The sequence below is a fragment of the Alphaproteobacteria bacterium genome (assembly GCA_040905865.1).
Taxonomy (GTDB): Bacteria; Pseudomonadota; Alphaproteobacteria; order UBA8366.
Map to the genome: position 1 here is coordinate 17,592 of JBBDQU010000006.1, position 21,559 is coordinate 39,150.

Annotated in this window: 23 protein-coding genes; 9 read left to right on the plus strand and 14 right to left on the minus strand. The window is 63.0% G+C overall.

All coding sequences use genetic code 11. The features are described from left to right. Positions 1–377: Zn-dependent hydrolase (locus WD767_02035; GenBank protein ID MEX2614852.1), on the minus strand; the 377-nt coding region annotated here is incomplete at its 3' end. Between the two features lie 193 nt (positions 378–570). Here WD767_02035 and speB point away from each other — a divergent pair. After that, on the plus strand, positions 571–1,548 hold the full coding sequence (speB, locus tag WD767_02040; protein MEX2614853.1) for an agmatinase: 978 nt from the start codon (positions 571–573) through the stop codon (positions 1,546–1,548). Between the two features lie 27 nt (positions 1,549–1,575). Next, positions 1,576–2,319 carry an SDR family oxidoreductase gene (locus WD767_02045; GenBank protein MEX2614854.1) on the plus strand — a complete coding sequence of 248 codons (744 nt, stop codon included), beginning with the start codon at positions 1,576–1,578 and terminating at the stop codon, positions 2,317–2,319. On the opposite strand, the gene WD767_02050 is transcribed toward WD767_02045, so the two are convergent. Next, the gene (locus WD767_02050; protein MEX2614855.1) at positions 2,316–2,783 is read right to left on the minus strand and encodes a DUF6306 domain-containing protein; all 468 of its coding nucleotides are present in this window, start codon (positions 2,781–2,783) and stop codon (positions 2,316–2,318) included. The two genes, WD767_02045 and WD767_02050, sit on opposite strands and share 4 nt — an antisense overlap. 3 nt (positions 2,784–2,786) lie before the next feature. Further along, positions 2,787–3,410 (minus strand): 5-formyltetrahydrofolate cyclo-ligase, encoded by a 624-nt coding sequence (locus WD767_02055; GenBank protein MEX2614856.1) that lies wholly within the window; start codon positions 3,408–3,410, stop codon positions 2,787–2,789. A gap of 130 nt (positions 3,411–3,540) precedes the next feature. On the opposite strand from WD767_02055, the gene WD767_02060 reads away from it, so the two are divergent. The 3 genes from WD767_02060 to WD767_02070 are packed head-to-tail and all read left to right on the plus strand — an operon-like array spanning position 3,541 to position 4,832. Then, positions 3,541–4,428 carry a LysR family transcriptional regulator gene (locus WD767_02060; protein MEX2614857.1) on the plus strand — a complete coding sequence of 296 codons (888 nt, stop codon included), beginning with the start codon at positions 3,541–3,543 and terminating at the stop codon, positions 4,426–4,428. Positions 4,429–4,478: 50 nt separating this feature from the next. Further along, positions 4,479–4,676: a (2Fe-2S)-binding protein gene (locus tag WD767_02065; GenBank protein ID MEX2614858.1), complete on the plus strand. Its 198-nt coding sequence runs from the start codon at positions 4,479–4,481 to the stop codon at positions 4,674–4,676. Between the two features lie 6 nt (positions 4,677–4,682). Continuing rightward, the gene (locus WD767_02070; protein ID MEX2614859.1) at positions 4,683–4,832 is read left to right on the plus strand and encodes a hypothetical protein; all 150 of its coding nucleotides are present in this window, start codon (positions 4,683–4,685) and stop codon (positions 4,830–4,832) included. Positions 4,833–4,847: 15 nt separating this feature from the next. Here WD767_02070 and bfr read toward each other — a convergent pair whose 3' ends face one another. Continuing rightward, positions 4,848–5,327 (minus strand): bacterioferritin, encoded by a 480-nt coding sequence (gene bfr, locus WD767_02075; protein ID MEX2614860.1) that lies wholly within the window; start codon positions 5,325–5,327, stop codon positions 4,848–4,850. Between the two features lie 169 nt (positions 5,328–5,496). Here bfr and WD767_02080 point away from each other — a divergent pair, with 169 nt between their 5' ends. Continuing rightward, positions 5,497–6,288, plus strand: a complete 792-nt coding sequence (locus WD767_02080; GenBank protein ID MEX2614861.1) for a fumarylacetoacetate hydrolase family protein — start codon at positions 5,497–5,499, stop codon at positions 6,286–6,288. Here WD767_02080 and WD767_02085 read toward each other — a convergent pair. The 4 genes from WD767_02085 to WD767_02100 form a co-directional block, all read right to left on the minus strand. Then, positions 6,285–7,505, minus strand: a complete 1,221-nt coding sequence (locus WD767_02085) for a CaiB/BaiF CoA-transferase family protein (GenBank protein MEX2614862.1) — start codon at positions 7,503–7,505, stop codon at positions 6,285–6,287. The two genes, WD767_02080 and WD767_02085, sit on opposite strands and share 4 nt — an antisense overlap. Positions 7,506–7,707: 202 nt before the next feature. Continuing rightward, complete coding sequence (locus tag WD767_02090) at positions 7,708–8,496, minus strand: endonuclease (protein MEX2614863.1); 789 nt, start codon at positions 8,494–8,496, stop codon at positions 7,708–7,710. Further along, entirely contained in the window at positions 8,489–9,856 is a 1,368-nt protein-coding gene (locus WD767_02095; protein MEX2614864.1) for a DNA cytosine methyltransferase, read from the minus strand. The genes WD767_02090 and WD767_02095 overlap by 8 nt, the downstream gene beginning before the upstream one ends. A 42-nt stretch (positions 9,857–9,898) precedes the next feature. Next, a complete protein-coding gene (locus tag WD767_02100; protein ID MEX2614865.1) occupies positions 9,899–10,360 on the minus strand; it encodes a very short patch repair endonuclease in 462 nt (153 codons plus the stop codon). Between the two features lie 627 nt (positions 10,361–10,987). On the opposite strand from WD767_02100, the gene WD767_02105 reads away from it, so the two are divergent. Continuing rightward, on the plus strand, positions 10,988–12,160 hold the full coding sequence (locus tag WD767_02105) for a GNAT family N-acetyltransferase (GenBank protein ID MEX2614866.1): 1,173 nt from the start codon (positions 10,988–10,990) through the stop codon (positions 12,158–12,160). A gap of 250 nt (positions 12,161–12,410) precedes the next feature. Continuing rightward, positions 12,411–12,545, plus strand: coding sequence for a hypothetical protein (locus WD767_02110; GenBank protein ID MEX2614867.1), 135 nt, complete (start codon positions 12,411–12,413; stop codon positions 12,543–12,545). Between the two features lie 18 nt (positions 12,546–12,563). Here WD767_02110 and WD767_02115 read toward each other — a convergent pair whose 3' ends face one another. From WD767_02115 to WD767_02130, 4 genes are all read right to left on the minus strand, one after another. Beyond that, positions 12,564–13,670, minus strand: a complete 1,107-nt coding sequence (locus WD767_02115; protein ID MEX2614868.1) for a GNAT family N-acetyltransferase — start codon at positions 13,668–13,670, stop codon at positions 12,564–12,566. Positions 13,671–13,701: 31 nt separating this feature from the next. Then, positions 13,702–16,050: an ATP-dependent Clp protease ATP-binding subunit ClpA gene (clpA, locus tag WD767_02120; protein ID MEX2614869.1), complete on the minus strand. Its 2,349-nt coding sequence runs from the start codon at positions 16,048–16,050 to the stop codon at positions 13,702–13,704. Between the two features lie 7 nt (positions 16,051–16,057). After that, on the minus strand, positions 16,058–16,384 hold the full coding sequence (clpS, locus tag WD767_02125) for an ATP-dependent Clp protease adapter ClpS (protein MEX2614870.1): 327 nt from the start codon (positions 16,382–16,384) through the stop codon (positions 16,058–16,060). 203 nt (positions 16,385–16,587) lie between these two features. Beyond that, positions 16,588–17,109 (minus strand): phasin family protein, encoded by a 522-nt coding sequence (locus WD767_02130; protein MEX2614871.1) that lies wholly within the window; start codon positions 17,107–17,109, stop codon positions 16,588–16,590. A gap of 395 nt (positions 17,110–17,504) precedes the next feature. Between WD767_02130 and WD767_02135 the strand changes: the two genes are divergently transcribed. Further along, a complete protein-coding gene (locus tag WD767_02135; protein ID MEX2614872.1) occupies positions 17,505–18,776 on the plus strand; it encodes a D-alanyl-D-alanine carboxypeptidase family protein in 1,272 nt (423 codons plus the stop codon). 12 nt (positions 18,777–18,788) lie between these two features. On the opposite strand, the gene WD767_02140 is transcribed toward WD767_02135, so the two are convergent. Next, the gene (locus WD767_02140) at positions 18,789–20,168 is read right to left on the minus strand and encodes a phosphomannomutase/phosphoglucomutase (protein MEX2614873.1); all 1,380 of its coding nucleotides are present in this window, start codon (positions 20,166–20,168) and stop codon (positions 18,789–18,791) included. Continuing rightward, a complete protein-coding gene (locus WD767_02145; protein MEX2614874.1) occupies positions 20,165–21,514 on the minus strand; it encodes a UDP-glucose/GDP-mannose dehydrogenase family protein in 1,350 nt (449 codons plus the stop codon). Before WD767_02145 ends, WD767_02140 begins: the two co-directional genes overlap by 4 nt. Between the last annotated feature and the right edge of the window lie 45 nt (positions 21,515–21,559).

A 21,559-nucleotide genomic window follows, 5' to 3' on the forward strand; every position in this document is an offset into this window, starting at 1 on the left:
CGCGGCGCGCCGGCGTCGCGCGCCGCGATCAGCGCCAGCAGCCCGGCGACCACGCCGGCCGCCCCGTCGAAATTGCCGCCCACGGGCACCGAGTCGAGATGGGAACCGGTCGCCACGACCGGCGCGTCGTGTTCCCGCCCCTCCAGCCGGACGACCAGGTTGCGGGCGGCGTCCCAGGAAACCGTGAAACCGTTCTCTGTCGCGGTCCGGGCCAGCAGTTCCATCGCGCCGGTTTCGCCGGGGCCGTATGTCTCGCGGCTGACGCCGACGCCATCGAACGACATGTCGCGCAAGGCATCGAATATCCCGCGCGCCAGTGCCTGCGCCGCCGGGCCGGGCATTGCCCCGCCGGCGGCAGCCGCTTCCGAATCGGGCATCAGCTCCTCCATAATGCCGCCGCCACACGCGAACCACTTGCTTGCGGTTCAGCAGAAGCGATTGATACTACGATCAAAACAGGTCCCGGCCAAGCGGGGGTTTTCGTCCCTGCGGAGACCGGTTGATGCATGCCGCGCTTTCGCGGACAATGCGGCGGCAGACACTCCACGCCCGCACGGACGGAACAAATCGATGTCACACGACGAACAGGGCGACCAGGCCTTCCTGAAGCCGGAAAACCGGGGTCGATGGCCGGAAATGACCTATGGCGGCGCGCTGAGTTTCATGCGGCGGCGCTATACGCGCGACCTGTCCGGCGTCGATGTCGCGGTGAGCGGCATTCCCTATGACGGCGCGGTCACCTATCGGCCGGGCGCGCGGCTGGGACCGCGGGCGATCCGCGCCGCCGCCGTCCAAATGGCGGAACTGAAAGCCTTTCCCTATGGCTTCGACCCGTTCGACACGCTGTCGGTGGTGGATTACGGCGACTGCTTCCTCGACCCGCATCATCCTGAAACGATCGTCGCGACCATTGAATTCCATATTGCCTCGATCCTCGCCGCCGGCGCGATCCCGCTCAGCCTCGGCGGCGACCATTTCGTGACCTATCCCATCCTGCGCGCCATAGCGAAGGCCCATGGCGCGGTCTCGCTGCTGCATTTCGACGCCCATTGCGACACCTGGGACGATGACGGGAAGCGCTTCGACCACGGCTCGATGTTCCTGCGCGCCGCCAATGAAGGGCTGATCGACCCGGCGCGCTCCTGCCAGATCGGCATCCGCACCCATAACGACACGGACCACGGCTTCGAAATCCTCACCGCGCCCTGGATCCACCGGCACGGTATCGACGCCACGGTGGCGGCGATCCGCGAACGGATCGGCGATGGCAGGGTCTACCTGACTTTCGATATCGACTGTCTGGACCCGGCCTTCGCGCCGGGCACGGGCACGCCGGTCGCCGGCGGGCTCAGTTCGGCGCAGGCGCTGGGCATCCTGCACGGGCTGCAGGGCCTCGAAATCGTCGGGGCGGATGTGGTGGAGGTCGCGCCCGCCTATGACCACGCGGAAATCACGGCCATCGCGGGGGCCACCATCGCGCATGACATCATCTGCCTGCTCGCCGCGAACAGGGGCGCCACGGAGAACCCGGTGGGCAGGCTGCGCTAGCCACTATCAGAGACAAGGGGGAGCATCATGAATCTCAAGGGCAAGGTCGCGCTGGTTTCCGGCGGGCATCGGGGGATCGGCGAAGCCACGGTCCGGCGGCTGGCCGCCGAAGGCGCGCATGTGGGGCTGGGCGATATCGCCATCGACGCGGGCGAAAAGCTGGCCGCCGAACTGACGGCGCAGGGACAGTCCGTGACCTTCCTGAAGCTCGACGTCACCAGCGCCGCCGACTGGGACGCGGCGGTAAAGGCGCTGACCGACGCGCATGGCCGGCTGGATATCCTGGTCAACAATGCGGGGGTCTACCAGCGCAAGCCGATGCATGAGATCAGCGAGGACGAATGGGACCTGATCATGGATGTGAACGGCAAGGGCGTCTTCCTGGGCTGCAAGGCGGTGCTGTCGGCGATGCGCGCCGGCGGCGGCGGCTCCATCGTCAATATTTCCTCCACCGCCGGCATCCGCGCCTCGCTATCGTCGCATTACGGCGCGTCGAAGGGCGCGGTGCGGCTGATGAGCAAATCCGTGGCGGTGACCTATGCGAAGGACGGCATCCGTTGCAATTCGGTCCATCCCGGCCCGGTGGAAACCCTGATGGGCTACGAGGCGGTGCCCGAAACCCTCCGCGCCGCACGCTTCGCCGGCATCCCGCTCGGCCGCTTCGCCCAGCCGGAGGAAGTCGCCAGCGCCATCGTGTTCCTGGCGTCGGACGAATCCTCCTTCATCACGGGCACGGAACTGATCGTCGACGGCGGCGCGACCGCCGGCTAATCACCCCCTTTTTTTCCGCCGGCATCCGGCGCGATTGCATTGCAGGATGCGATATTGCGCTGATGCACCTCGATCATTTCCCGCAGGTCCGCGCGGAGCGCCGCGTCGTCGATCCGGGGCAGCGAGTCCTCCAGCTTGCGGACGACCCAGCCCTGCCCCCGGTCCAGCAGCCCGATCCGCGCGGCGAACCCGTCCGTCCCCATCAGCTTGCCGTAAAAGGCGCCGGTCCTGCGGGTCGCCCGCCCGCCCAGGCGCCGGATATGGCCGGTCAGCATGGCGCAGTAGCGCGCCTCGTCGCGGGCGACCGCCGACAGCAGCGGCCGGTGTTCCGGATTCGCGGACCGGCTGAGTTCGCCCACCCCGCGCGCCCCGGCGCGTTCGCATTCCAGCAGCAGGTTCAGCAGGTCCAGCAACGCCTCGCGGCTTTCCACGGCGCGGTCATGCTTCCGGCCATATGTCGTCATCGGTCAGTCTCCCGTTGCAACCGCCGGCGCGGCGCGCGCCGGGATGGATTTCTCCGAAAAACGCCTGATACCGGACTCGGTGACGATGGCGTCCATGGGAATGTCATGCGGTTGCGGATGGATCGTCGGCAGACGCGCGAAATCGAACCCGAGGCCGATGGCGAGCGGCCGTGGCGACATGGCGGCGAGCGTCCGGTCGTAATAGCCGCCGCCATAGCCGAGCCGGTAACCGGCATCGTCGAAACCAAGCAGCGGCGCCAGCAACAGGGTCGGCGTCACGACCTTCCGATCCACCGGTATCGGGATATCCCACACGCCGCGCCGCAGCGCCATGTCCGGCCGCCAGGACCAGAATTCCAGCGGCTGGCCGCGCCGGACCACGACGGGCAGCGCCACCGGGATGCCTTCATTGGCGATGTGGCGGATATCGATTTCCGCCTTGAACGGCCAGTACACGCCGACACAGCCATCGCCGCGCGCCGCGAGGAATTCCGCGATCCCCGCGCAGACGGCCGCGCGCGCCCCGGCCCGCTCGCGCTGCGCCAGCGAAAGCCGCCGCGCCCGCAGCCTCGCCCGCTGCATCCGCCGCCATCGCTTGATGGTCTTCCACCGCGCGTCCGCTACCATCCTGTCACCCCGCTGCCTGCCACATTATCCAATCTGGCTACCGGCAACAGTTTTTCAAAACGATAAATATTCGCTGTTTATATCGATTATTTCGATATAATAATCCCCTTTCAGTTCCGGAGCGGCATCCATGGAAACCGAACTGGCCCGCACGTTTCTGACCGTGATCGCGGCGGGAAACTTCATCAGGGCGTCGGAGCGCCTGCACCTGACCCAGTCGACGGTCAGCGCCCGCATCCGGCTGCTGGAAGACCAGCTCGGATGCCGGCTGTTCGTCCGCAACAAGGCCGGCGCCGCGCTGACCCCGGCGGGCCGCGAATTCCGGAAGCACGCCTCGACCCTGGTGCGCACGGTGGAACAGGCGCGGCAGGATGTGGGCATCCCGCACGGTTTCCGCGCCGCGCTGACCATCGGCGCCCGGATCGGGCTGTGGGAGGACCTGCTGCTGGACTGGCTGCCGGTCATGCGCGCGGACGCGCCGGATGTTTCGATCCGCGCCGAGATCGGTTTCGAGCCGGACCTGATGCAGGGGCTGGTCGAGGGGCGGCTCGATATCGGCGTCATGTACACCCCGGAAAGCCGGCCGGGCCTGCGCGTCGAACCGCTGCTGGAGGAACGGCTGGTCATGGTGACGACCGCGGCGGCGGATCCGCTGGTATCCGCGCCGCCGGGCGGCCCTGGGCCGGACTACGTTCTGATCGACTGGGGACCTGAATTTCTCGCCCGGCACAATACCAGCTTTCCCGATTTCGCCGCACCCGCCATCACCTCGAATATCGGCTGGATCGGCCTGCGGCATATCCTCGCCGCCGGCGGCACGGGATATTTCCCCGAACGGCTGGTCCGGCCGCACCTGGCTTCCGGGCGCCTGACGCGGCGCGCCGATGCGCCCGATTTCACCCTGCCGGCCTATGTCGTCTGGTCGCCGGAAGGCGACGCCGCGCTGACGGGGTTTGCGCTGGAACGGTTACGGGCGATTGTCGAGGACGGCGCGCCCATCCTGAAAATTCGCGATTGACAATCATTATCGGTTGCAGCAGAGTGTCGCTCCCCAACAGGAGCAGCATCTTGTACGTATGTATCTGCAACAGGTACCGCGATGCGGAAATCCGGGCGCTGGCGAAACAGGGCGTCCGCTGTGCGCGGCAGGCCTACAGCCAGCTCGGCAACGGGCCGGAATGCGGTCAATGCCTTGATTTTGCCCAGGAAATGATCGACACGGAGCTTCTGTCCCCGGTCGACAACCGCCAGCCCGAGACGGTATAGGCCGCCATGAACCAGTGGTCGCAAATGAAACCGGGCACCCTGCTCAAGGCTCTCACCAATCTCGCGGAACGTTCCGGGCGCCTGCGCCAGGAAAAAAAATCCGGCGCGAAACCCGAATTCGCCGCCGCGCCCGAAGCGGACCGCACCGCGGGCTGAAAACCGCCGCGCGGTCTAGTCTTCCGCCGCCTCGCTGTTGAGCTGGGCGTAATTCTGCAGGCCCATGCGCGCGATCATGTCGAACTGGGTTTCCAGGAAATCGACATGCTCCTCCTCCGAATCGAGAATGCCTTTGAGCAGGTCGCGGGTCACGTAATCGGCGGCGGCTTCGCAGTCGGCGATCGCCGCGCGCAGGTCCGGGATCGCGTCCATTTCCAGCGACAGGTCGCAGCGCAGGATTTCCTCGATATCCTCGCCGATCCGCAGCTTTCCGAGGTCCTGCAAATTCGGCAGCCCGTCCAGGAACAGGATGCGGTCGATCAGCCTGTCCGCATGCTTCATCTCGTCGATGGATTCGTGCCGCACCGCCTCGGCGAGTTCCGAGATGCCCCAGTCCTTCAGCATCTTGGCATGCAGGAAATACTGGTTGATCGCCGTCAGCTCATTCTTGAGAATGGTGTTCAGATGCGCGATGACCTTGGGGTCGCCCTTCATGTCGCCTCTCCTGCTGCTTGTCCGGCCGGCTCGCCGTTCCGGCCCCCTGCTTATAGCATCACAGGCCGCCGCCCGCCAGAAATACCGCCCGCCGACAGCCGGATGGACGACCCATGAGCGCGCGGGTTACGCTTTGGCAATGCGCCCATGATCCACGGGAACCCCCGCCATGAACATCCCCGCGCCTTCCCTCGCCGCGCGCCTTGCCGCCGCCCGGCTGGACGGAACCGTGGTCACGGCCGGCGGCGCGGAGCATCCCGCGACTCTTGCCGCCGCCTATGCGGTGCAGCGGGATGTTGCCGCCCGGCTCGGCCCGGCATCCGGCGTCTGGAAGGTCGGTTCCACCTCCGCGGAGGCGCAGGCCAGGCTGGGCACGACGGAACCGGGCGCGGCGCGCGTTCCCGCGCGATTCCGTTTCCGCACAGGCGATTCCGTGCCGGTCCATGCGGCGCATGACCTGTGGGTCGAGGCGGAATTCGCCCTGCGGCTCGGCGCGGACCTGCCGCCGCGCGCCGCGCCCTATACGAAGCCGGAGGTCGCGGCGGCCATCGACGGCGTCGCCCCGGCGCTCGAAATCGTCGGATCCCGCCTGTCCGGCGGGCTGACCGGCGCGGGCCGGCTGCTGGTGACGGCGGATGGCGGCGCCAATGTGGCGCTGGTCACGGGCGCGGTGGCGGCGCGCTGGCGGGAATTCGACCTGCCCGGCCACGCCGTGCGGCTGCGGCGCAACGGCGTTGAGGCAGCCGCGGGAACGGGCGCACGGGCGCTTGGCGACCCGGTCAACGTCCTGCTGTGGATCGCCAATTTCCAGCGGCTCCGGGACGGGCTTCGCGCGGGGGAACTGGTGTCGACGGGAACCTGCACGGGGCTGGTGCGGGTCGGTCCGGACGATGCGCTTGCCGGGGATTTCGGCGATATCGGCACGGTGGACGCGCGGCTGGCGGCGGGGGCAACGGGTTAGATAACCCCGCGCGCCGCGAAGCCCGCGATCTCGTCGGCGCTGTAGCCCAGCCCCTCCAGGACCTCTGTGTTGTGCTGGCCCAGTTTCGGCGCGCGGCCCAGCACCGGCGGCGTTTCGGAGAACTGCCAGGGCGAGCCGTGCACCTTCAGTTTCCGGCCCAGCTCGGGGTATTCGACCTCGTCCACATAGCCGTTGGCCAGCACGTTGGGGTCGTTCGAGGCCTCCAGCAGCGTGTTGACCGGGGCCGAGACGATATCCGCCCCGCGCAAGATCTCCACCCAGCGGTCGCGCTGGCCCGTGGCGAACAGCGCCGCCAGCGTGCCGAGGATCAGGTCCTTCATCTCCGTGCTTTCCAGCGCGAGGCCGAGGTCGCTGGCCCCGCGTTCCTCCAGCCGGTCCCAGAAGCCCAGCGCGTCCATCGCCGTTTTCCAGTCCCGGTCGTTAAGCTGGAAGACCAGCGGCTTGCCCTCGGAATCGTTGAAGCAGGCGGCGATGCCCGGCCGTTCGCGGGTGCCGTTGATCCGCGCGCCGGTGATCGGGTTGCGGTTGCGCCACATGGTCGTCGTCAGGGTCCAGCCCATCAGCCGCACAGCACTACCGACCAGCGAGGTTTCCACCTTCTGCCCGACCCCGGTGGTGCGCGCATGGATCAGCGCCGCCAGCAGCCCGCCGAAGGTCAGCAGGGCGCAGGATTCGTCGGCGACGGAGACCACGCCGGTGCGCATCGGCTGGCCCGGCGCGGCATAGGCCTCGGCGATGCCGCTCAGCGCCTGGCCGACCGCGTCGGTCCCCGGCAGGTCCGCCTGCGGCCCCTTCTGCCCGTAGCCGGACACCGAGGCATAGACGAGGCGCGGGTTGACCTTCTTCAGGGTTTCGTAGTCGAAGCCGTTGCGCGCCGCCGCGCTCGGCCGGAAGTTCTGGCCGAACACCTCGGCGGTTTCCACCAGCTTGTACAGGATCGCCCGCCCCTCCGCGCTCTTCAGGTTCAGGGTGACGCTCTTGACGCCGCGGTTGTTGGTTTCGAAGAACGAGGAAATTTCCCCGTCATCGCCCAGCAGCACCCCGGCCTTGCGCGAATTGTCGCCGGCGCCGGGCGGCTCGATCTTGATCACCTCGGCGCCGAGATCGGCCATCAGCATATAGGGCACGGTGCCCGCCTGCGCGGTGGAACAGGCCACCGCGCGAATCCCCGCCAGCGGCCCCGACCGATCGACCATCCCTGTCCTCCCCGATTGCAAGACTCACACGATGCGGCCCCGATGGGGGCGTCGCGGGAAGCTTAGCGGTACGGGGGCGGGGGGATCAACCGGGGGCAAGTTCAAAACCCGTGGGGAGAACGGCGCAGTCAGGCAACGCGTCTACAATACAACCGAATGGCTTTCGGTGTTAAATCTAAAAAGGAAGGGCCTCGAAAGATGACTACAACCGATAGTTACGTATAGCGTCCTGATCCAGATTAGATGCCGGGACAAGGCAGTAATGCCGCTCGTCCACTACTTTGATATCGTCGTCCTGTAGCGTCAGTTCGAATAAAGCGACGACATTATCTTCCATGAATTGAGCGGCAATTGCCCGGCATCTCATTTTCGGAAATTTCTGCTCGACGAAACGGATATCCTGTGTTGTCTGCACTATCCCGATCTGGTCCTTGCCCCCCTTCGCCTGCACGGGAATGACGTAGTGGCACCCATATTTATCGAGGCCGATATAAAGCTCGTCGATCTCGATTTGTCCGATGCCTTCGACGGTCGTACGAAGGTGATTCTGCAAGCTGTAGGTCGTCAGGCCGAGAAACGTATCGATTAAGCGGTTATAACGGACTATCGCAAGAAGGGCCTGCTCGTCGTCTAGCGCATAGGCACGTATCAATTCCGGCGTTGAATCCGGAATATCTACTATCACGAGATCCTCACGCGGTACGATGCGCGTTTTCTTCACGAGCTTAAAACGATATACGCCCCTTCCCGCCCCTTCGATAATCCATTCTCGATCTTCCGATTGGGTGTTTAGAATATTGTTGGGCAACCGATTCCGATAACGGAAGGAATAAGGCACATCGCCGATATTTTTGACGCGGGCGAAACCAAGTGCAGCAGCACCGTCTTCAAGTTCTGTGCGAAGAAACTCGAACTCAGTCGCCCCTTCCGTATAGTGATCGAAAAAAATCCTCTCTATCAGTGCCTGATATCGATTAAGTTTTTCAGCCATGGGCAGCCTGCAACGAGAGACGTTCTCTCTCGATTTCAATCTGCTTACGTTTCTTAGTCCCACTTTTGCGATCTCGCCTGCTAAGCGGAGGCTCGACGCCGAATCGCGCCGCCGCTTTGGACATATCGACCGCAAGCAACGTTGGATCGTCGAGCGTAATCGTACCCTCGGGACGACCGGCTTCGATATCGAGCGCTTTACGCACGGCGCCTGCAATTGCTCGGGCAAGCGGCGGCGGCACCGCATTGCCGATCTGACGCGCTCCATGCCACTTCGTGACATGGAACCGGAACCAGTCCGGAAAACCGTGAAGCCGCGCCATCTCACGCACGGTAATACACCGTAGATACGTATAGTGGATCGGTCTAGGACTGGTGAATGCGCCGCGCGCTCCGTCGGTACCCGCACGGAGTGTATTCGACACGCCGTCGCCCGGCAGTTTGAAAAATCGACTGATCGGTTCTACGGCACCTGGCGCCGTTTCGCAGAAACGGCGCTGGGATATCTCCGTGTGCTTGGTTCTAGCGCTAGACGTTAGAATCGCCGGATTCCATTCACGCACATAACCAAAGTGCCAGGCATCGTTCGTCATGCACCGTAATGCGGCAGCATAGGAAGAAGGGCTCCCGAAATCGCTCGTTTTCACAGAGTCTGACGCGAGAAGTGTTTCGAACCGATCGGCATCGGGAAGGTCCCCTATCGCCTCGGCGCAAGTGGGTCCGATCGGCAACTCGTCGATTTTCTGTCGCCGGCCGGCAACGTTGGTCGAAGGTGAAGGATAATCTGGAAGCGCTTCTCCCTTGCGCGCTCCGAGAAGAATCAAACGCTCGCGGAACTGCGGCGTGCCGAAATGAGCCGCATTTAATACCTTCCAAGGCAAACGCACCGCGTAACCGGCCCTATCGAACGCTTCGACGAGCTCTTTCAGGAAAGATTTGTGCCTGCCGACGGTGAGCCCCTTTACATTCTCGAAGACAAATGTGCGGGCATTGAGCTCGGCGACAAGCCGAACGAATTCCAATACAAGCTTATTTCGCGGATCTTCCAGAGCGCGATGCCCAATAAGCGAAAAGCCCTGACACGGCGCTCCCCCGAACACACAGTCGATTGGACGATCGCCTATGCCGGCTACTTTCCGAATATGAGTGGCGCTTAAACCTTCCACCGAATGCGGAATGATCGGTGTATTCGGAAAATTGTACTTGTGAACGGCACAGTGGACCGGATCGATTTCGACGGCTGCGACAATATCGAAACCCGCTTGCTCGAAGCCGAGGCTTAAACCGCCGGCTCCAGCGAACAAATCAATTCCAATGGGGCGCTTGACAGGCTGACGTTCGGATTGCTTTTTTTCCTTCATCCCTCGAAGATACCGAACTTCGTCAGTCGTGTCGGTTGAATTTTACGGTTCGTCCAAAAAATTTCTCAACACCTTTGCCAAATCGTCAATATCTGTCGTTTGGCATTGCCAAACGACAAAAACCCGCCATGCTAGTAATGCGAGTTGCTCTGCTCTATTTTTATCGCGCTCGACGTTCTTAGCGATTTTCGGTTTCCAGTAGTCAAGGCGAGATTTAGGGAGTTGCCCCTTCTTGCATCCATGCCCGTGCCAGAAGCACCCGTTTACGAAAATCACTTTCTTGCGACTTGGGAATACGATATCGGGCGTGCCGGGCAACTCCTTGCGATGTAGCCTGTAACGATATCCCAGTGAATGAAGTAGCCGACGGACGGTCAATTCGGGCTTCGTATTCTCACGTTTTACCGCCTGCATAATACGTCGGCGTTGAATCGGGTCTCGAGTATCCATAAGACAAAAACTACTCGCTCGATTGCACAAATACAGGCTAGATGACCATCGCATTATCGAATGAATATCAGAATTTATTGACTTTTAACTTATTTTAGCCTATTATTCCTTTTTTTAATTTTCGGGACAATCCGCTTCAAACCGCGACTCCCCGCCCCCGCCGCATTGCAAACCGGAAATGTTAAGCCATGTTAATCGGTGTTAAGGATTTTCATACTTTCCCCCGCTGCCACACCCGCCCGCCCCGCGAAATGCCAACAAAAGCCAATAAAAGCCAATCTTTTCGCATTTTATCCCCCGGCCGGTCCGCCCGCCATGCTGCGCTGCACACCGGAAAAGCCGACAAATGCCAATAAAAGCCAATCATTTCCCCTGTTTTTTCGGCGCGCGGGCAACGGGCGGCGGATGCCAGGCGGTGCCGTTCGGTGTTAGGCTTGGCCCATGGCGGTTGCAGGGCCCGGCGGCGCGGCGCGGTGCGGCGGAATGTTAAGCGATGTTAATCGATGTTAAGCGAAAACAGTTTTTTCACCCCCGCGCGTGATGCGGGCGGGCCGGGCGGGATGCGGGCGAATGTCAGGGAATGTTAAGCGATGTTAACCGATGTTAAGCGAAAACCGTTTTTTCACCCCCGTCCCCGCCTGATTCGGGCCGGGCGGGCGGTGCGGAGGGTGCGGGGCTGATATGCCGGACGGGCGCGAGGCGATAACCATCGACCTGCTGGACCGGATCGACCGGGTCGATGCGGCGCAGTGGGATGCCTGCGCCGGCGGCGCGAATCCGTTTGTCAGCCATACCTTCCTGCACGCGCTGGAGGAAAGCGGCTCGGTCGGCCGGAAAAGCGGCTGGGCGCCGCAGCACCTGGCGGTGCGCGACGGGGCCGGGCTGCTGCTGGGGGCGGTGCCGATGTACCTGAAGAACCATTCGCAGGGCGAATATGTCTTCGACTGGGGCTGGGCCGATGCCTATGAGCGCGCGGGCGGGCGCTATTACCCCAAGCTGCAGGCGGCGGTGCCGTTCTCGCCGGTCACCGGGCCCCGGCTGCTGGTGCGGCCGGGGCCGCAGGCGGATGCGGTGCGCCGGGCGATGATCGGCGGGCTGGTGGAGGTCGCCACGCGCTATGGCGTGTCCTCGCTGCATGTCACCTTCGCGCAGCCAGGCGATGTGGCGGCGCTGGCGGCGGCGGGGTTCCTGGTGCGGCACGGCCACCAGTTCCACTGGCACAACCGGGGCTATGGCTGCTTCGACGATTTCCTGGCCGACCTGTCCAGCCGCAAGCGCAAGAATATCCGCAAGGAGCGCCAGAAGGTCGCCGACAGGGGGATTTCCGTGGCGATGCTGAACGGGCCGGATATCCGCCCCGAACACTGGGACGAGTTCCACCATTTCTATGTCAGCACCTATGACCGCAAATGGGGCTATCCCTACCTGACGCGGGATTTCTTCGCCATGCTGGGGGACCGCATGGCCGACCGGGTGGGCCTCGTGCGGGCGGAACATGACGGGCGCGCCATCGCCGGCGCGCTGAACCTGGTGGGGGAGGACGCGCTGTACGGGCGCAACTGGGGCTGCGACGGGCGCTACCCCTTCCTGCATTTCGAATGCTGCTATTACCAGGCGATCGATTTCGCCATCGAGCGCGGGCTGGCTACGGTGGAGGCCGGGACCCAGGGGCCGCACAAGATCCAGCGCGGCTACCTGCCGGTGCGGACGCAGAGCGCGCACTGGATCCGCGACGCGGGCTTCCGCGCGGCGGTGGCCGATTTCCTGGAACGCGAACGCCGGGCCGAGGCGGGGGAATCGGAACACCTCGCCGAGATGTCGCCCTTCCGCCGGACGGAGAACGATCCGGCCTGACGTGGGCCAGGATGGTGGGGCGCGGCGGTGGGGGCGCGGTTGCATCGCCGGGCCGGGATTTCGCGGTTCCCGTGATGCGCGTCACATCCCCGTGGCGCCGGGCCGTTCATAAAGCCCTTGCCGTGTCCGCCGCCATGCGCGGCGGAAAATCGCGGTGTTAACGCAGTTTCTTCACGGTTCGGTCACAATCGCCGGCCATTCTGTGAGGTATGGAACGGATGGGGCATCAGGGATTTACGCGAGGCACGCCATGACAACAGACGCATTGAAATTCAACCTCGGACGGCGCCGGATTGCCCTCAACCCCTATGTCGTCTACGCGGCGGTGGTCGGCGTGTCGCTCGGCATCATGACCGCGCTGATCGTGCTCTCGCTCACCGTCTGAGGCAGGACCCGCGCGACCCTAACCGCGCAGCCGCTGGCGGGCGCCGTACAGCGCGTTGCCCAGGCGGGCCCGCAGCCCCGGCCGCTGCAGGGTGACGGTGCGGATGCCCGGCGCCGGCCGGCCCAGGCTCTCCTTGTAGCGCCCGCCGCCGGCCATGAAGTCATACCGCGCCGCGCCGCCGGCCAGGTGGTGTTCGATGGCCAGCGCATGGCAGACCAGCCCCGGCCGCGCCTTGTTGTCCGCCTCGTAGGCGAAGCCGCTGGCGTAGTAATGCACCGTGCCGCGATGGCGGAAGTTGTACAGGTAGCCGACCACCGAATCGCCGGCGGCGACGCGCAGCAGCTCCACCGCGCCGCGCGGCAGGCCGGTTTCGATCAGCCGGCGGTGGAATCGCCGGAAGAAGGCGGGGCCGAAGGCGCCCGGGCGGCCGCGCGCCGTCCAGGTCGCCTGGTGCAGGCCGCAGAGCCCCTCGAACCAGGCCAGCGCCGCCGCGACATCGGATGCGGCCTCCAGGGTCAGCTTCCCCCGCGCCGCGTACAGCCGCGTCGCCCGGCGGATCTGGTAGCGGGTATTGGGGCTGAGCCCGCCCGGATAGTCGCCGCCGGCGGCGCGGATCGCCGCCAGGTCGACCGCGCTGGCGGGCAGCGCCGGGCCGGTCCGCCGGAGGATGCCGGGCAGCGCCGCCAGCGCTTCGGCGGTCGATTGCGACGCCGCGCCGATGACGATGCGGTCCCAGCCCGCCACCGCGCCGCGCCGCGCCCCCTCGTCCAGCAGCGCCGCGGCGCACCGCCCCTGCCCCGCGCCCGCAAAGCGCCGGTCCAGCAGGAAGCCGTTATATTCGAGATACAGGGAATCGAGGTCCGGCCGGCCGGTCTGGTGCAGGTGCAGGGCGCCGCCCGACCGGGGGCCCCCGGCGACCCGGCACGCCAGGCCCAGCGCGACGGCCCGGCCTTCCGACCGCCCTTCCAGCAGGACGGGTTCGTCGTCGATTTCGGCAAGCCAGGCGCCGATCCAGTCCCATGACAGGAAGAACCCGCCATCCGCGCGGGCTTCGAGATCCCGCCAGACCGGTTCCAGCGCGGCGGGGCTGTCCGCCGGCCTGAATGAAAATGCGATGGGCTCCATCAGACGGAGCGGATGCCGCCGCGGTTTCCGCTCAGCCTTCCAGCAGTTCGGGAACCTTCGAATCCGGCTTGTCGCCGTCCTTGCCGCTGCCGCTGTCGCCGCCGCCATCGGGCCGCCGGCGGCCCGGCGGGGCGCTGAATTCGAACGCCAGCTTGTCGCCGGCGAGCACCACCCTGACCATGCCGCCCTTGGCCAGCGCACCGAACAGCAGTTCTTCCGCCAGCGGCTTCTTGATGTTCTCCTGGATGACCCGCGACAGGGGCCGGGCGCCGAATTTCGGATCATAGCCCTTGCGCGCCAGCCAGTCGCGCGATTCGTCGTTCAGTTCGATGCTCACATTGCGGTCGGCCAGTTGTCCTTCGAGCTCCATGATGAACTTGTCGACAACCCGGTGCACAACCTCCTGCGACAGCGAGGCGAAACCGATCACCGCGTCCAGGCGGTTGCGGAATTCCGGCGTGAACATGCGGTTGACCGCCTCCTCATCCTCGCCGACCCGCGCCTCGCGGGCAAAGCCCATGGCGGGTTTCGCCATATCGGCGGCGCCGGCATTGGTGGTCATGATCAGGATCACGTTGCGGAAATCGACCGCCTTGCCGTTGTGGTCGGTCAGCTTGCCGTGATCCATGACCTGCAGCAGCACGTTGAACAGGTCCGGATGCGCCTTCTCGATCTCGTCGAGCAGCAGCACGCAATGCGGATGCTGGTCGATGGCGTCCGTCAGCAGCCCGCCCTGGTCGAAACCGACATATCCCGGCGGCGCGCCCAGCAGGCGCGACACGCTGTGGCGCTCCATGTATTCGGACATGTCGAACCGGGTGATCTCGATCCCCATCGTCTTGGCCAGTTGCCGCGCGACCTCGGTCTTGCCGACGCCGGTCGGGCCGGAGAAGAGGTAACTGCCGATCGGCTTTTCCGCTTCGCGCAGCCCGGCGCGGGACATCTTGATCGCGGTGGCCAGCGCCTCAATCGCCGCATCCTGACCGAACACGACAGTCTTCAGGTCGCGGTCGAGATTCTTCAGCGAGTCCCGGTCGTTGCTGGAAACCTGCTTCGGCGGGATCCGCGCCATCATGGCGACGACCGCCTCGACATCGCGCACGCCGATGGTCTTCTTGCGGCGCGATTCCGGCAGCAGCATCTGGGACGCGCCGACCTCGTCTATGACGTCGATCGCCTTGTCCGGCAGCTTGCGGTCATTGATGTATTTCGCCGCAAGATCCACCGCCGTTTTCAGCGCTTCATTGGTGTAACGGACATGGTGGTGTTCTTCGTAATAGGGCTTCAGTCCCTGCAGTATCTTGATCGTGTCGGCAATAGAGGGTTCGCTGACGTCGATTTTCTGGAACCGGCGCACCAGCGCGCGGTCCTTCTCGAAATGGTTCCGGAATTCCTTGTAGGTCGTCGAACCGATACAGCACAGCGTGCCGCCCTGAAGCGCCGGCTTCAGCAGATTGGACGCGTCCATCGCCCCGCCGCTGGTGGCGCCGGCGCCGATCACCGTGTGAATCTCATCGATGAACAGGATCGCGCCGTCTTCTTCCTCCAGTTCCTTCATAACGGCCTTGAGCCGTTCCTCGAAGTCGCCGCGATAGCGCGTTCCCGCGAGCAGCGCGCCCATGTCGAGCGCATAGATCGTCGATTTTGCGAGTACGCCGGGAACATCGCCTTCGACAATGCGCTTGGCCAGCCCTTCCGCGATCGCGGTCTTCCCGACGCCCGGGTCGCCGACATACAACGGATTGTTTTTCGTGCGGCGACACAGGATCTGTATCGTCCGGTCGACTTCGTTCTTGCGGCCGATCAGCGGATCGATCTTGCCGGCCTTCGCCTTCTGATTCAGGTTCACGCAATAGGCCTCGAGCGCCTCGTTGCCCTTTTTATTGACCTTCTCCGCAGCCGCGTCCTCATCATTGCCGCTGACGCTTCGGGTGGTCGATTCGCTCGGCACCTTGGCGATACCGTGATTTATATAGTTGACCGCATCGAATCGGGTCATATCCTGCGCCTGCAGGTAGTAGACTGCATGGCTTTCGCGTTCGGAGAACATGGCGACCAGAACATTGGCGCCCGTCACTTCTTCCCGGCCCGACGACTGGACATGGATCGCGGCGCGTTGCAACACACGCTGGAAGCCCGCCGTCGGCTTCGGGTCCTCGACGAAATCGGCAACCAGCATTTCCAGTTCGCCATCGAGATATTCGCCAAGATCCTTTCGTAACCGGTCGATATCCACGCCACAGGCGCGCAAGACGGCGACGGCGTCCCGATCGTCACTCAAAGCAAACAACAAATGCTCCAGTGTAGCGTATTCATGACGCCGTTCGCTCGCTAACGCGATTGCACGGTGCAGGCTTTCTTCCAAATTGCGCGATAACACGGGAATATCAGTCCTTTTCCAGAGTACACTGCAAGGGATGATGATTCTTGCGGGCGAATTCCATCACCTGATTTACCTTGGTCTCCGCTACCTCATATGTAAACACGCCACAGATACCGACCCCCTTCTGGTGTACATGCAGCATAATCTGCGTCGCGGCTTCCGGTCCCTTGTTGAAGAAGCGCTCCAGAACATGCACGACAAATTCCATGGGCGTATAATCGTCATTCAACATCAGCACTTTGTACATCGACGGCTTCTTCGTCTTCGGCTTGGCCTTTACAACCACCCCGGTTCGAATATCGCCATCTGTTCCGTTATTCTGATCGCTCATTGCGTCCCGTACCAGCGTCTATTTACATCACCATGTATATTGGTTCCCTGACCAGCGGGGAAAAGGGATAGACGGAAGAGAATATACCCGCAGCGCGTATCCCGGAAGTGTTTCCGTCGCAATAGAAAAACGGCCCGGGAGCAAGACGCTCCCGGGCCGTTGTTCTACGCCGTGCCTTGCGGCATGCATGGATCACGCGCGGTTCAGCCCGCCGCGACTTTCATGAACTTGGAGATACCGTCGTCGAATCGCTTCTGGATCGGCGCAACCGTTTCGTTGACCGTCTTCATGGACAGGTCCGAAATCCTGGTGCCTTCGCTGGCCAGAATGTCGAAACGCTGTTTCGCGAAATCCGTCTGTACGTCGATCATGTCCTGGACAGTCTTTGCCGCCATGACCGCCTTTGCCGTTTCGGCGGCGTGTTCGGCGGTTCCCTGCGCATAGGCAAGGCAGGCCTTGCTGATCTCTTCGTATCCCTTGAACCAGATATCGCCGGCCGCAACCAGGACGTCCATGTTGTCCTTGCTGGCCGTCGCCAGTTCGTCATAACTGCCGAGCAGCGCCTTGCTCGCCTTTTCACACTGCGCACGGCTCGCGGAAGCGACCTGTTCGTAGCCCTCCGTCGACGCCTTGAACGCCTGTTCAACCGTGTCCTTGCCGACCGCGAGCGCATCCTCGATCGCTTTGGTTGCGTCCTTTGCGGTACCCTGTGCCTTCGTCGCCATGATATAACTCCCAAACAAGTGAATTGTGCCGCGAATGAGTTTCAGTCTGCTTCCGTAGCAGCGCGGACGTCTTGCTGCGGTGCAACATTTCTACAGCAAGGAATATGGGAACGACCCCCTCCGTGTCAACAAATAATTTTGTGCATCGCAGCATTTTACTGGTGCGATGCCCCGCCAGCCGGTATTTCCCGTATGCGCCGGGCCGGATCGGTGCGGAATTTTGTGTCCCGGATCCGACGCCGTATAAAAGACAATTCTTGCTGCAGTGCGGTAATTACGAAAAATCCTTCGGCGCCTTACCAAACGGATGGACAATAAACCGATTCTTAACTAACCTGTGTAAACTTATGGATTCATGATGAAATTTGGCCTGATCTGGTATATCCCAAAAAAGCATGAAACAGAACCGTCTCTTAAGCCCCGGCGCAATCGTGTTCGCCGTCACAATGGTCGCCCTGTTTTGGCTACAGGCATCGCCCGCGCAGGCACGCTATGCCGCCATTGTTATCGATGCGGATAACGGTCGCGTTCTGCATGCGGTAAACCCGGACACAAAAAAATATCCAGCATCCCTGACAAAAATGATGACACTGTATCTGGTGTTCGAGGCGCTGGAAGCAGGGCGTCTGAAACTTGACACGCCATTGCCTGTGTCGCGTCGCGCGGAAGGCATGACGCCATCGAAGCTGGGCCTGAAACACGGCGAAACGATCTCCGTCGAATCGGTCATATTGGCCCTGGTGACCAAGTCTGCGAATGATGCTGCCGTTGTCGCTGCCGAAAAACTGGGCGGCACGGAAATCAATTTCGCCAAGCTCATGACCGAAAAGGCGCGTGAACTGGGCATGCGGCATACCACATTCCGCAATGCGTCCGGACTGCCGAACCAGGGACAGCTATCCACCGCACGCGACATGGCGAAGCTTGCCAGCAGCCTGATCAAGGATTTCCCGAAATATTACGCGTATTTTTCGCGCGACCAGTACAGCTTCCGGGGACAAAAATACAAGAATCACAACAGTCTGTTGCGTTCTGTCGATGGGACTGACGGGATCAAGACCGGTTATATCCGCGCTTCAGGCTTTAATCTCGCCGCATCGGTTTCCAGGGACAACCATCGCCTTATCGGCATCGTATTCGGCGGAAAAACGGCAAAGTCGCGCGACAAGCATATGGCGGACCTGCTTGAGCGTGAATTTAAGAAACTCGCCCTTCGCGACAAACAGCAGTCGGCTGCCAATCAGTTCGCGGAACTGAGCGAGAAGAAACTCACTCCGGCTGTAGCGCAGAAAACCGTCTCCGCGGCGCCGGCTGCGGCCCAACATCATACGCTCCCCGCACATTCCACCGCATGGGCGCAGGAAGGCACCGAATGGGCGATCCAGGTCGGCGCGTACGGCGATGTCGCCCCGGCAAGGGCTGCCGCCAATCAGGCGGTGTCGAACATACCGGAACTGACCGACCGCACGCATATCAGCATCGCGCCCTATCGCACCGGCGACCATATCATGTATCGGGCGCGGCTTATCGGTATGAGCGGCGACAGCGCGAAGCAGGCCTGCAAGCGCCTTGAACAACGGCAAATACCGTGTATCGCCATTGCGCCGGACAAGGTGCGACAGGTACAGGCATCCGATAGCGATCAAACGGCAACGCGGCAACCGTAGATCTCGCCGGCGTCAGAAAGCCGGCGCATCGACGCCGCACCCCCTGAGATGATCGATAACCGTGGTTTTCAGTCTGGCAAGGCCTGCGTCGTTTGCCGATTCACAGCGCACGACGAGCACGGCCTGGGTGTTCGATGCCCGAAGCAGCCACCAACCGTCCTCGTTAAGCACACGCACGCCATCCGTATCGTTCACCTGCGCCGCCGTGCCCGCCAACCGGCTCTTGACCTCATCGATAACGGCGAATTTGCGTTCTTCGGCGATATCGAAGCGAATTTCGGGCGTATTCACGACCTGCGGCAGGGCATCGCGCATATCCGCCAGCGACCGGTCGCCATGGGCCACGATATCCAGCAGCCGGACCGCCGCATAAAGCGCGTCGTCGAAACCGTAGTAGCGGTCCGCAAAAAAGATATGGCCGCTCATTTCACCCGCCAGCGGCGCGGACAGTTCCGCCATTCGTGTCTTGATGATCGAATGTCCGGTCGCCGCCATGACAGGATTGCCGCCACAGCGGGAAATTTCATCGAACAGCACCTGGCTCGCCTTGACATCCGCGATGACCGTCGCGCCCGGCCGCCGCGCCAGCAGGTCACGCGCATAGATCGACAGCAACTGGTCGCCCCAGAGAATCCGGCCCTTGCCGTCGACAACGCCGATACGGTCGCCATCGCCGTCAAAGGCAATCCCGAGGTCACAGTTCTCCCTTGCCACGGCGTCCTGAAGCTGCCGGAGGTTTTCAGGCACGGTCGGATCCGGGTGATGGTTCGGAAATGTGCCGTCGATTTCCGCATTCAGGAGAACATGCGTACCGGGCAATTGCCGGGTCAGCGCGGCCATTGCCTCGCCCGCCGCACCGTTGCCAGCATCCCAGGCAACCTTGAGACCCCTTGATGCCGTATAGTCGATACGCAGTCGCGAGACATATGCCGCCATCAGGGCGATATCGCTGGCGATTCCCGCACCGTCGACCCAATCGCCCGCGGCGGCCAGCACGCCCAGCTTGTTGATATCGCCGCCCCAGAACGAGGCGCCGCCGAGCATCATCTTGAACCCGTTATGGTTCGGCGGGTTATGCGAACCGGTGACCATGACGCCGCCATCCGCCTGCATCGCCTTCGTCGCGAAATACAGCGACGGCGTCGGCCCCAGGCCGATCCGCAAGACCTGCATGCCGCTGTCGCATAATCCGTCGACCAGGCTTGCCGCCAGTTCCGGCGAACTCGTCCGGCCATCGAAACCGACGCAGACCAATCGGCCGTCGCGGCGCGCAACGATTGTCCCGAAGGACCTGCCCAGCGCGTAGGCGTCTGCCGGGAACAGGGTCTCCCCCACGGTCCCCCGGATATCGTATTCACGCAGAATCTGCGGCGAAAAATCATGCTTTTTCATTGTGCATCCGCCAGTATCCTGGGTTCCGCCACGACCGGCCGATCCGGCCGCCCGATGCTGTGATACACGAACCCCGCCGCCGCCATCTCGCCCGGATTATAGATGTTTCTGAAGTCGAGCATCAGGGGCTGCCGCAACAGCGAACGCACGCGGGACAGATCCAGCATGCGGAATTCATCCCATTCGGTAATGATGATCACCGCCGACGCGCCCTCCATGGTTTCATAGGCCCCGGGACACCATTCGACACCGGGCAGAAGCGGCGCGGCCTCTTTCATGCCTTCGGGGTCATATGCCCGTATCTGGGCGCCCGCCTGAATAAGAACCGGAACGATATCGAGGCTTGGCGCTTCGCGCATGTCATCCGTATTCGGCTTGAACGTGACGCCCAGTACCGCCAGCGTCAGCCCGTCCACCGAACCGCCGCAGGCGGCGATCACCCGGGCGGCCATGGCCTTCTTGCGGTTGTCGTTGGCTTCGATGACCGATTCCACGATCGTCATTGGCGCGCCGTATTCCCGCGCCGTCTTCACCAGCGCCAGCGTATCCTTCGGAAAACAGGATCCTCCGTATCCGGGGCCGGCATGCAGGAACTTGCGCCCGATCCGGCCATCCAGCCCGATGCCCCGCGCCACATCCTGAACGTTGGCGCCGACCTTGTCGCAGACATCGGCAATTTCATTGATAAATGTGATCTTCGTTGCCAGGAATGCGTTGGTCGCATACTTGATCAGTTCGGCCGTTTCCCGCTGCGTAAACAGCATCGGTGTTTCCAGCAGGTAAAGCGGCCGGTACAGCATGCGCATGACATCCTGAGCCGTGCTGCTGTCCGTCCCGATAACGATCCGGTCGGGTCTCATGAAATCTTCGATGGCTGAACCTTCGCGCAGGAATTCCGGGTTGGAAACGACGTCGTAATCGGCATCGGGGCGCGTCTCCCGGATGATCCGGTCCACCTCGGCGCCAGTCCCTACCGGAACCGTCGATTTCGTCACGACGACCGTATACCCCTCCAGGCACTCGGCAATCTCCTTCGCCGCCGCGTAGACATAGCTGAGGTCGGCATGACCGTCGCCGCGCCGACTGGGCGTCCCGACCGCGATAAAGACCGCGTCGGCCATCCGCACCGCCGCCGGCAGCTCAGTCGTCACGGTCAGGCGGCCATTTTCGAACCCGGTCCGGACCAGGGCATCGAGTCCCGGTTCGAAAATCGGCATTTCGCCACGCATCAGGCGCTCGATCTTGGATTCATCCTTGTCGACGCATGTCACCTCGACACCGAATTTGGCAAAGCAGGCGCCAGACACCAGACCGACATAGCCAGTCCCGATCATCGCGATCCGCATGAATTTGGCTCCCTAAATTCAGGTCAGAATATGCCGGCGGGCGAA

What these genes read in the sequence shown, in the direction of transcription:
- WD767_02050 (MEX2614855.1), bottom strand. Translation starts at nt 2,783, where the DNA reads ATGACGACATATGGCCGGAAGCATGACCGCGCCGTGGAAAGCCGCGAG.
- WD767_02060 (MEX2614857.1), top strand. Translation starts at nt 3,541, where the DNA reads ATGGAAACCGAACTGGCCCGCACGTTTCTGACCGTGATCGCGGCGGGA.
- WD767_02100 (MEX2614865.1), bottom strand. Translation starts at nt 10,360, where the DNA reads ATGCGATGGTCATCTAGCCTGTATTTGTGCAATCGAGCGAGTAGTTTT.
- WD767_02090 (MEX2614863.1), bottom strand. Translation starts at nt 8,496, where the DNA reads ATGGCTGAAAAACTTAATCGATATCAGGCACTGATAGAGAGGATTTTT.
- WD767_02130 (MEX2614871.1), bottom strand. Translation starts at nt 17,109, where the DNA reads ATGGCGACGAAGGCACAGGGTACCGCAAAGGACGCAACCAAAGCGATC.
- WD767_02115 (MEX2614868.1), bottom strand. Translation starts at nt 13,670, where the DNA reads ATGGAGCCCATCGCATTTTCATTCAGGCCGGCGGACAGCCCCGCCGCG.
- WD767_02140 (MEX2614873.1), bottom strand. Translation starts at nt 20,168, where the DNA reads ATGAAAAAGCATGATTTTTCGCCGCAGATTCTGCGTGAATACGATATC.
- WD767_02080 (MEX2614861.1), top strand. Translation starts at nt 5,497, where the DNA reads ATGAACATCCCCGCGCCTTCCCTCGCCGCGCGCCTTGCCGCCGCCCGG.
- WD767_02135 (MEX2614872.1), top strand. Translation starts at nt 17,505, where the DNA reads ATGAAACAGAACCGTCTCTTAAGCCCCGGCGCAATCGTGTTCGCCGTC.
- clpS (MEX2614870.1), bottom strand. Translation starts at nt 16,384, where the DNA reads ATGAGCGATCAGAATAACGGAACAGATGGCGATATTCGAACCGGGGTG.
- WD767_02045 (MEX2614854.1), top strand. Translation starts at nt 1,576, where the DNA reads ATGAATCTCAAGGGCAAGGTCGCGCTGGTTTCCGGCGGGCATCGGGGG.
- WD767_02070 (MEX2614859.1), top strand. Translation starts at nt 4,683, where the DNA reads ATGAACCAGTGGTCGCAAATGAAACCGGGCACCCTGCTCAAGGCTCTC.
- WD767_02085 (MEX2614862.1), bottom strand. Translation starts at nt 7,505, where the DNA reads ATGGTCGATCGGTCGGGGCCGCTGGCGGGGATTCGCGCGGTGGCCTGT.
- WD767_02110 (MEX2614867.1), top strand. Translation starts at nt 12,411, where the DNA reads ATGACAACAGACGCATTGAAATTCAACCTCGGACGGCGCCGGATTGCC.
- WD767_02105 (MEX2614866.1), top strand. Translation starts at nt 10,988, where the DNA reads ATGCCGGACGGGCGCGAGGCGATAACCATCGACCTGCTGGACCGGATC.
- bfr (MEX2614860.1), bottom strand. Translation starts at nt 5,327, where the DNA reads ATGAAGGGCGACCCCAAGGTCATCGCGCATCTGAACACCATTCTCAAG.
- WD767_02145 (MEX2614874.1), bottom strand. Translation starts at nt 21,514, where the DNA reads ATGCGGATCGCGATGATCGGGACTGGCTATGTCGGTCTGGTGTCTGGC.
- speB (MEX2614853.1), top strand. Translation starts at nt 571, where the DNA reads ATGTCACACGACGAACAGGGCGACCAGGCCTTCCTGAAGCCGGAAAAC.
- WD767_02095 (MEX2614864.1), bottom strand. Translation starts at nt 9,856, where the DNA reads ATGAAGGAAAAAAAGCAATCCGAACGTCAGCCTGTCAAGCGCCCCATT.
- WD767_02055 (MEX2614856.1), bottom strand. Translation starts at nt 3,410, where the DNA reads ATGGTAGCGGACGCGCGGTGGAAGACCATCAAGCGATGGCGGCGGATG.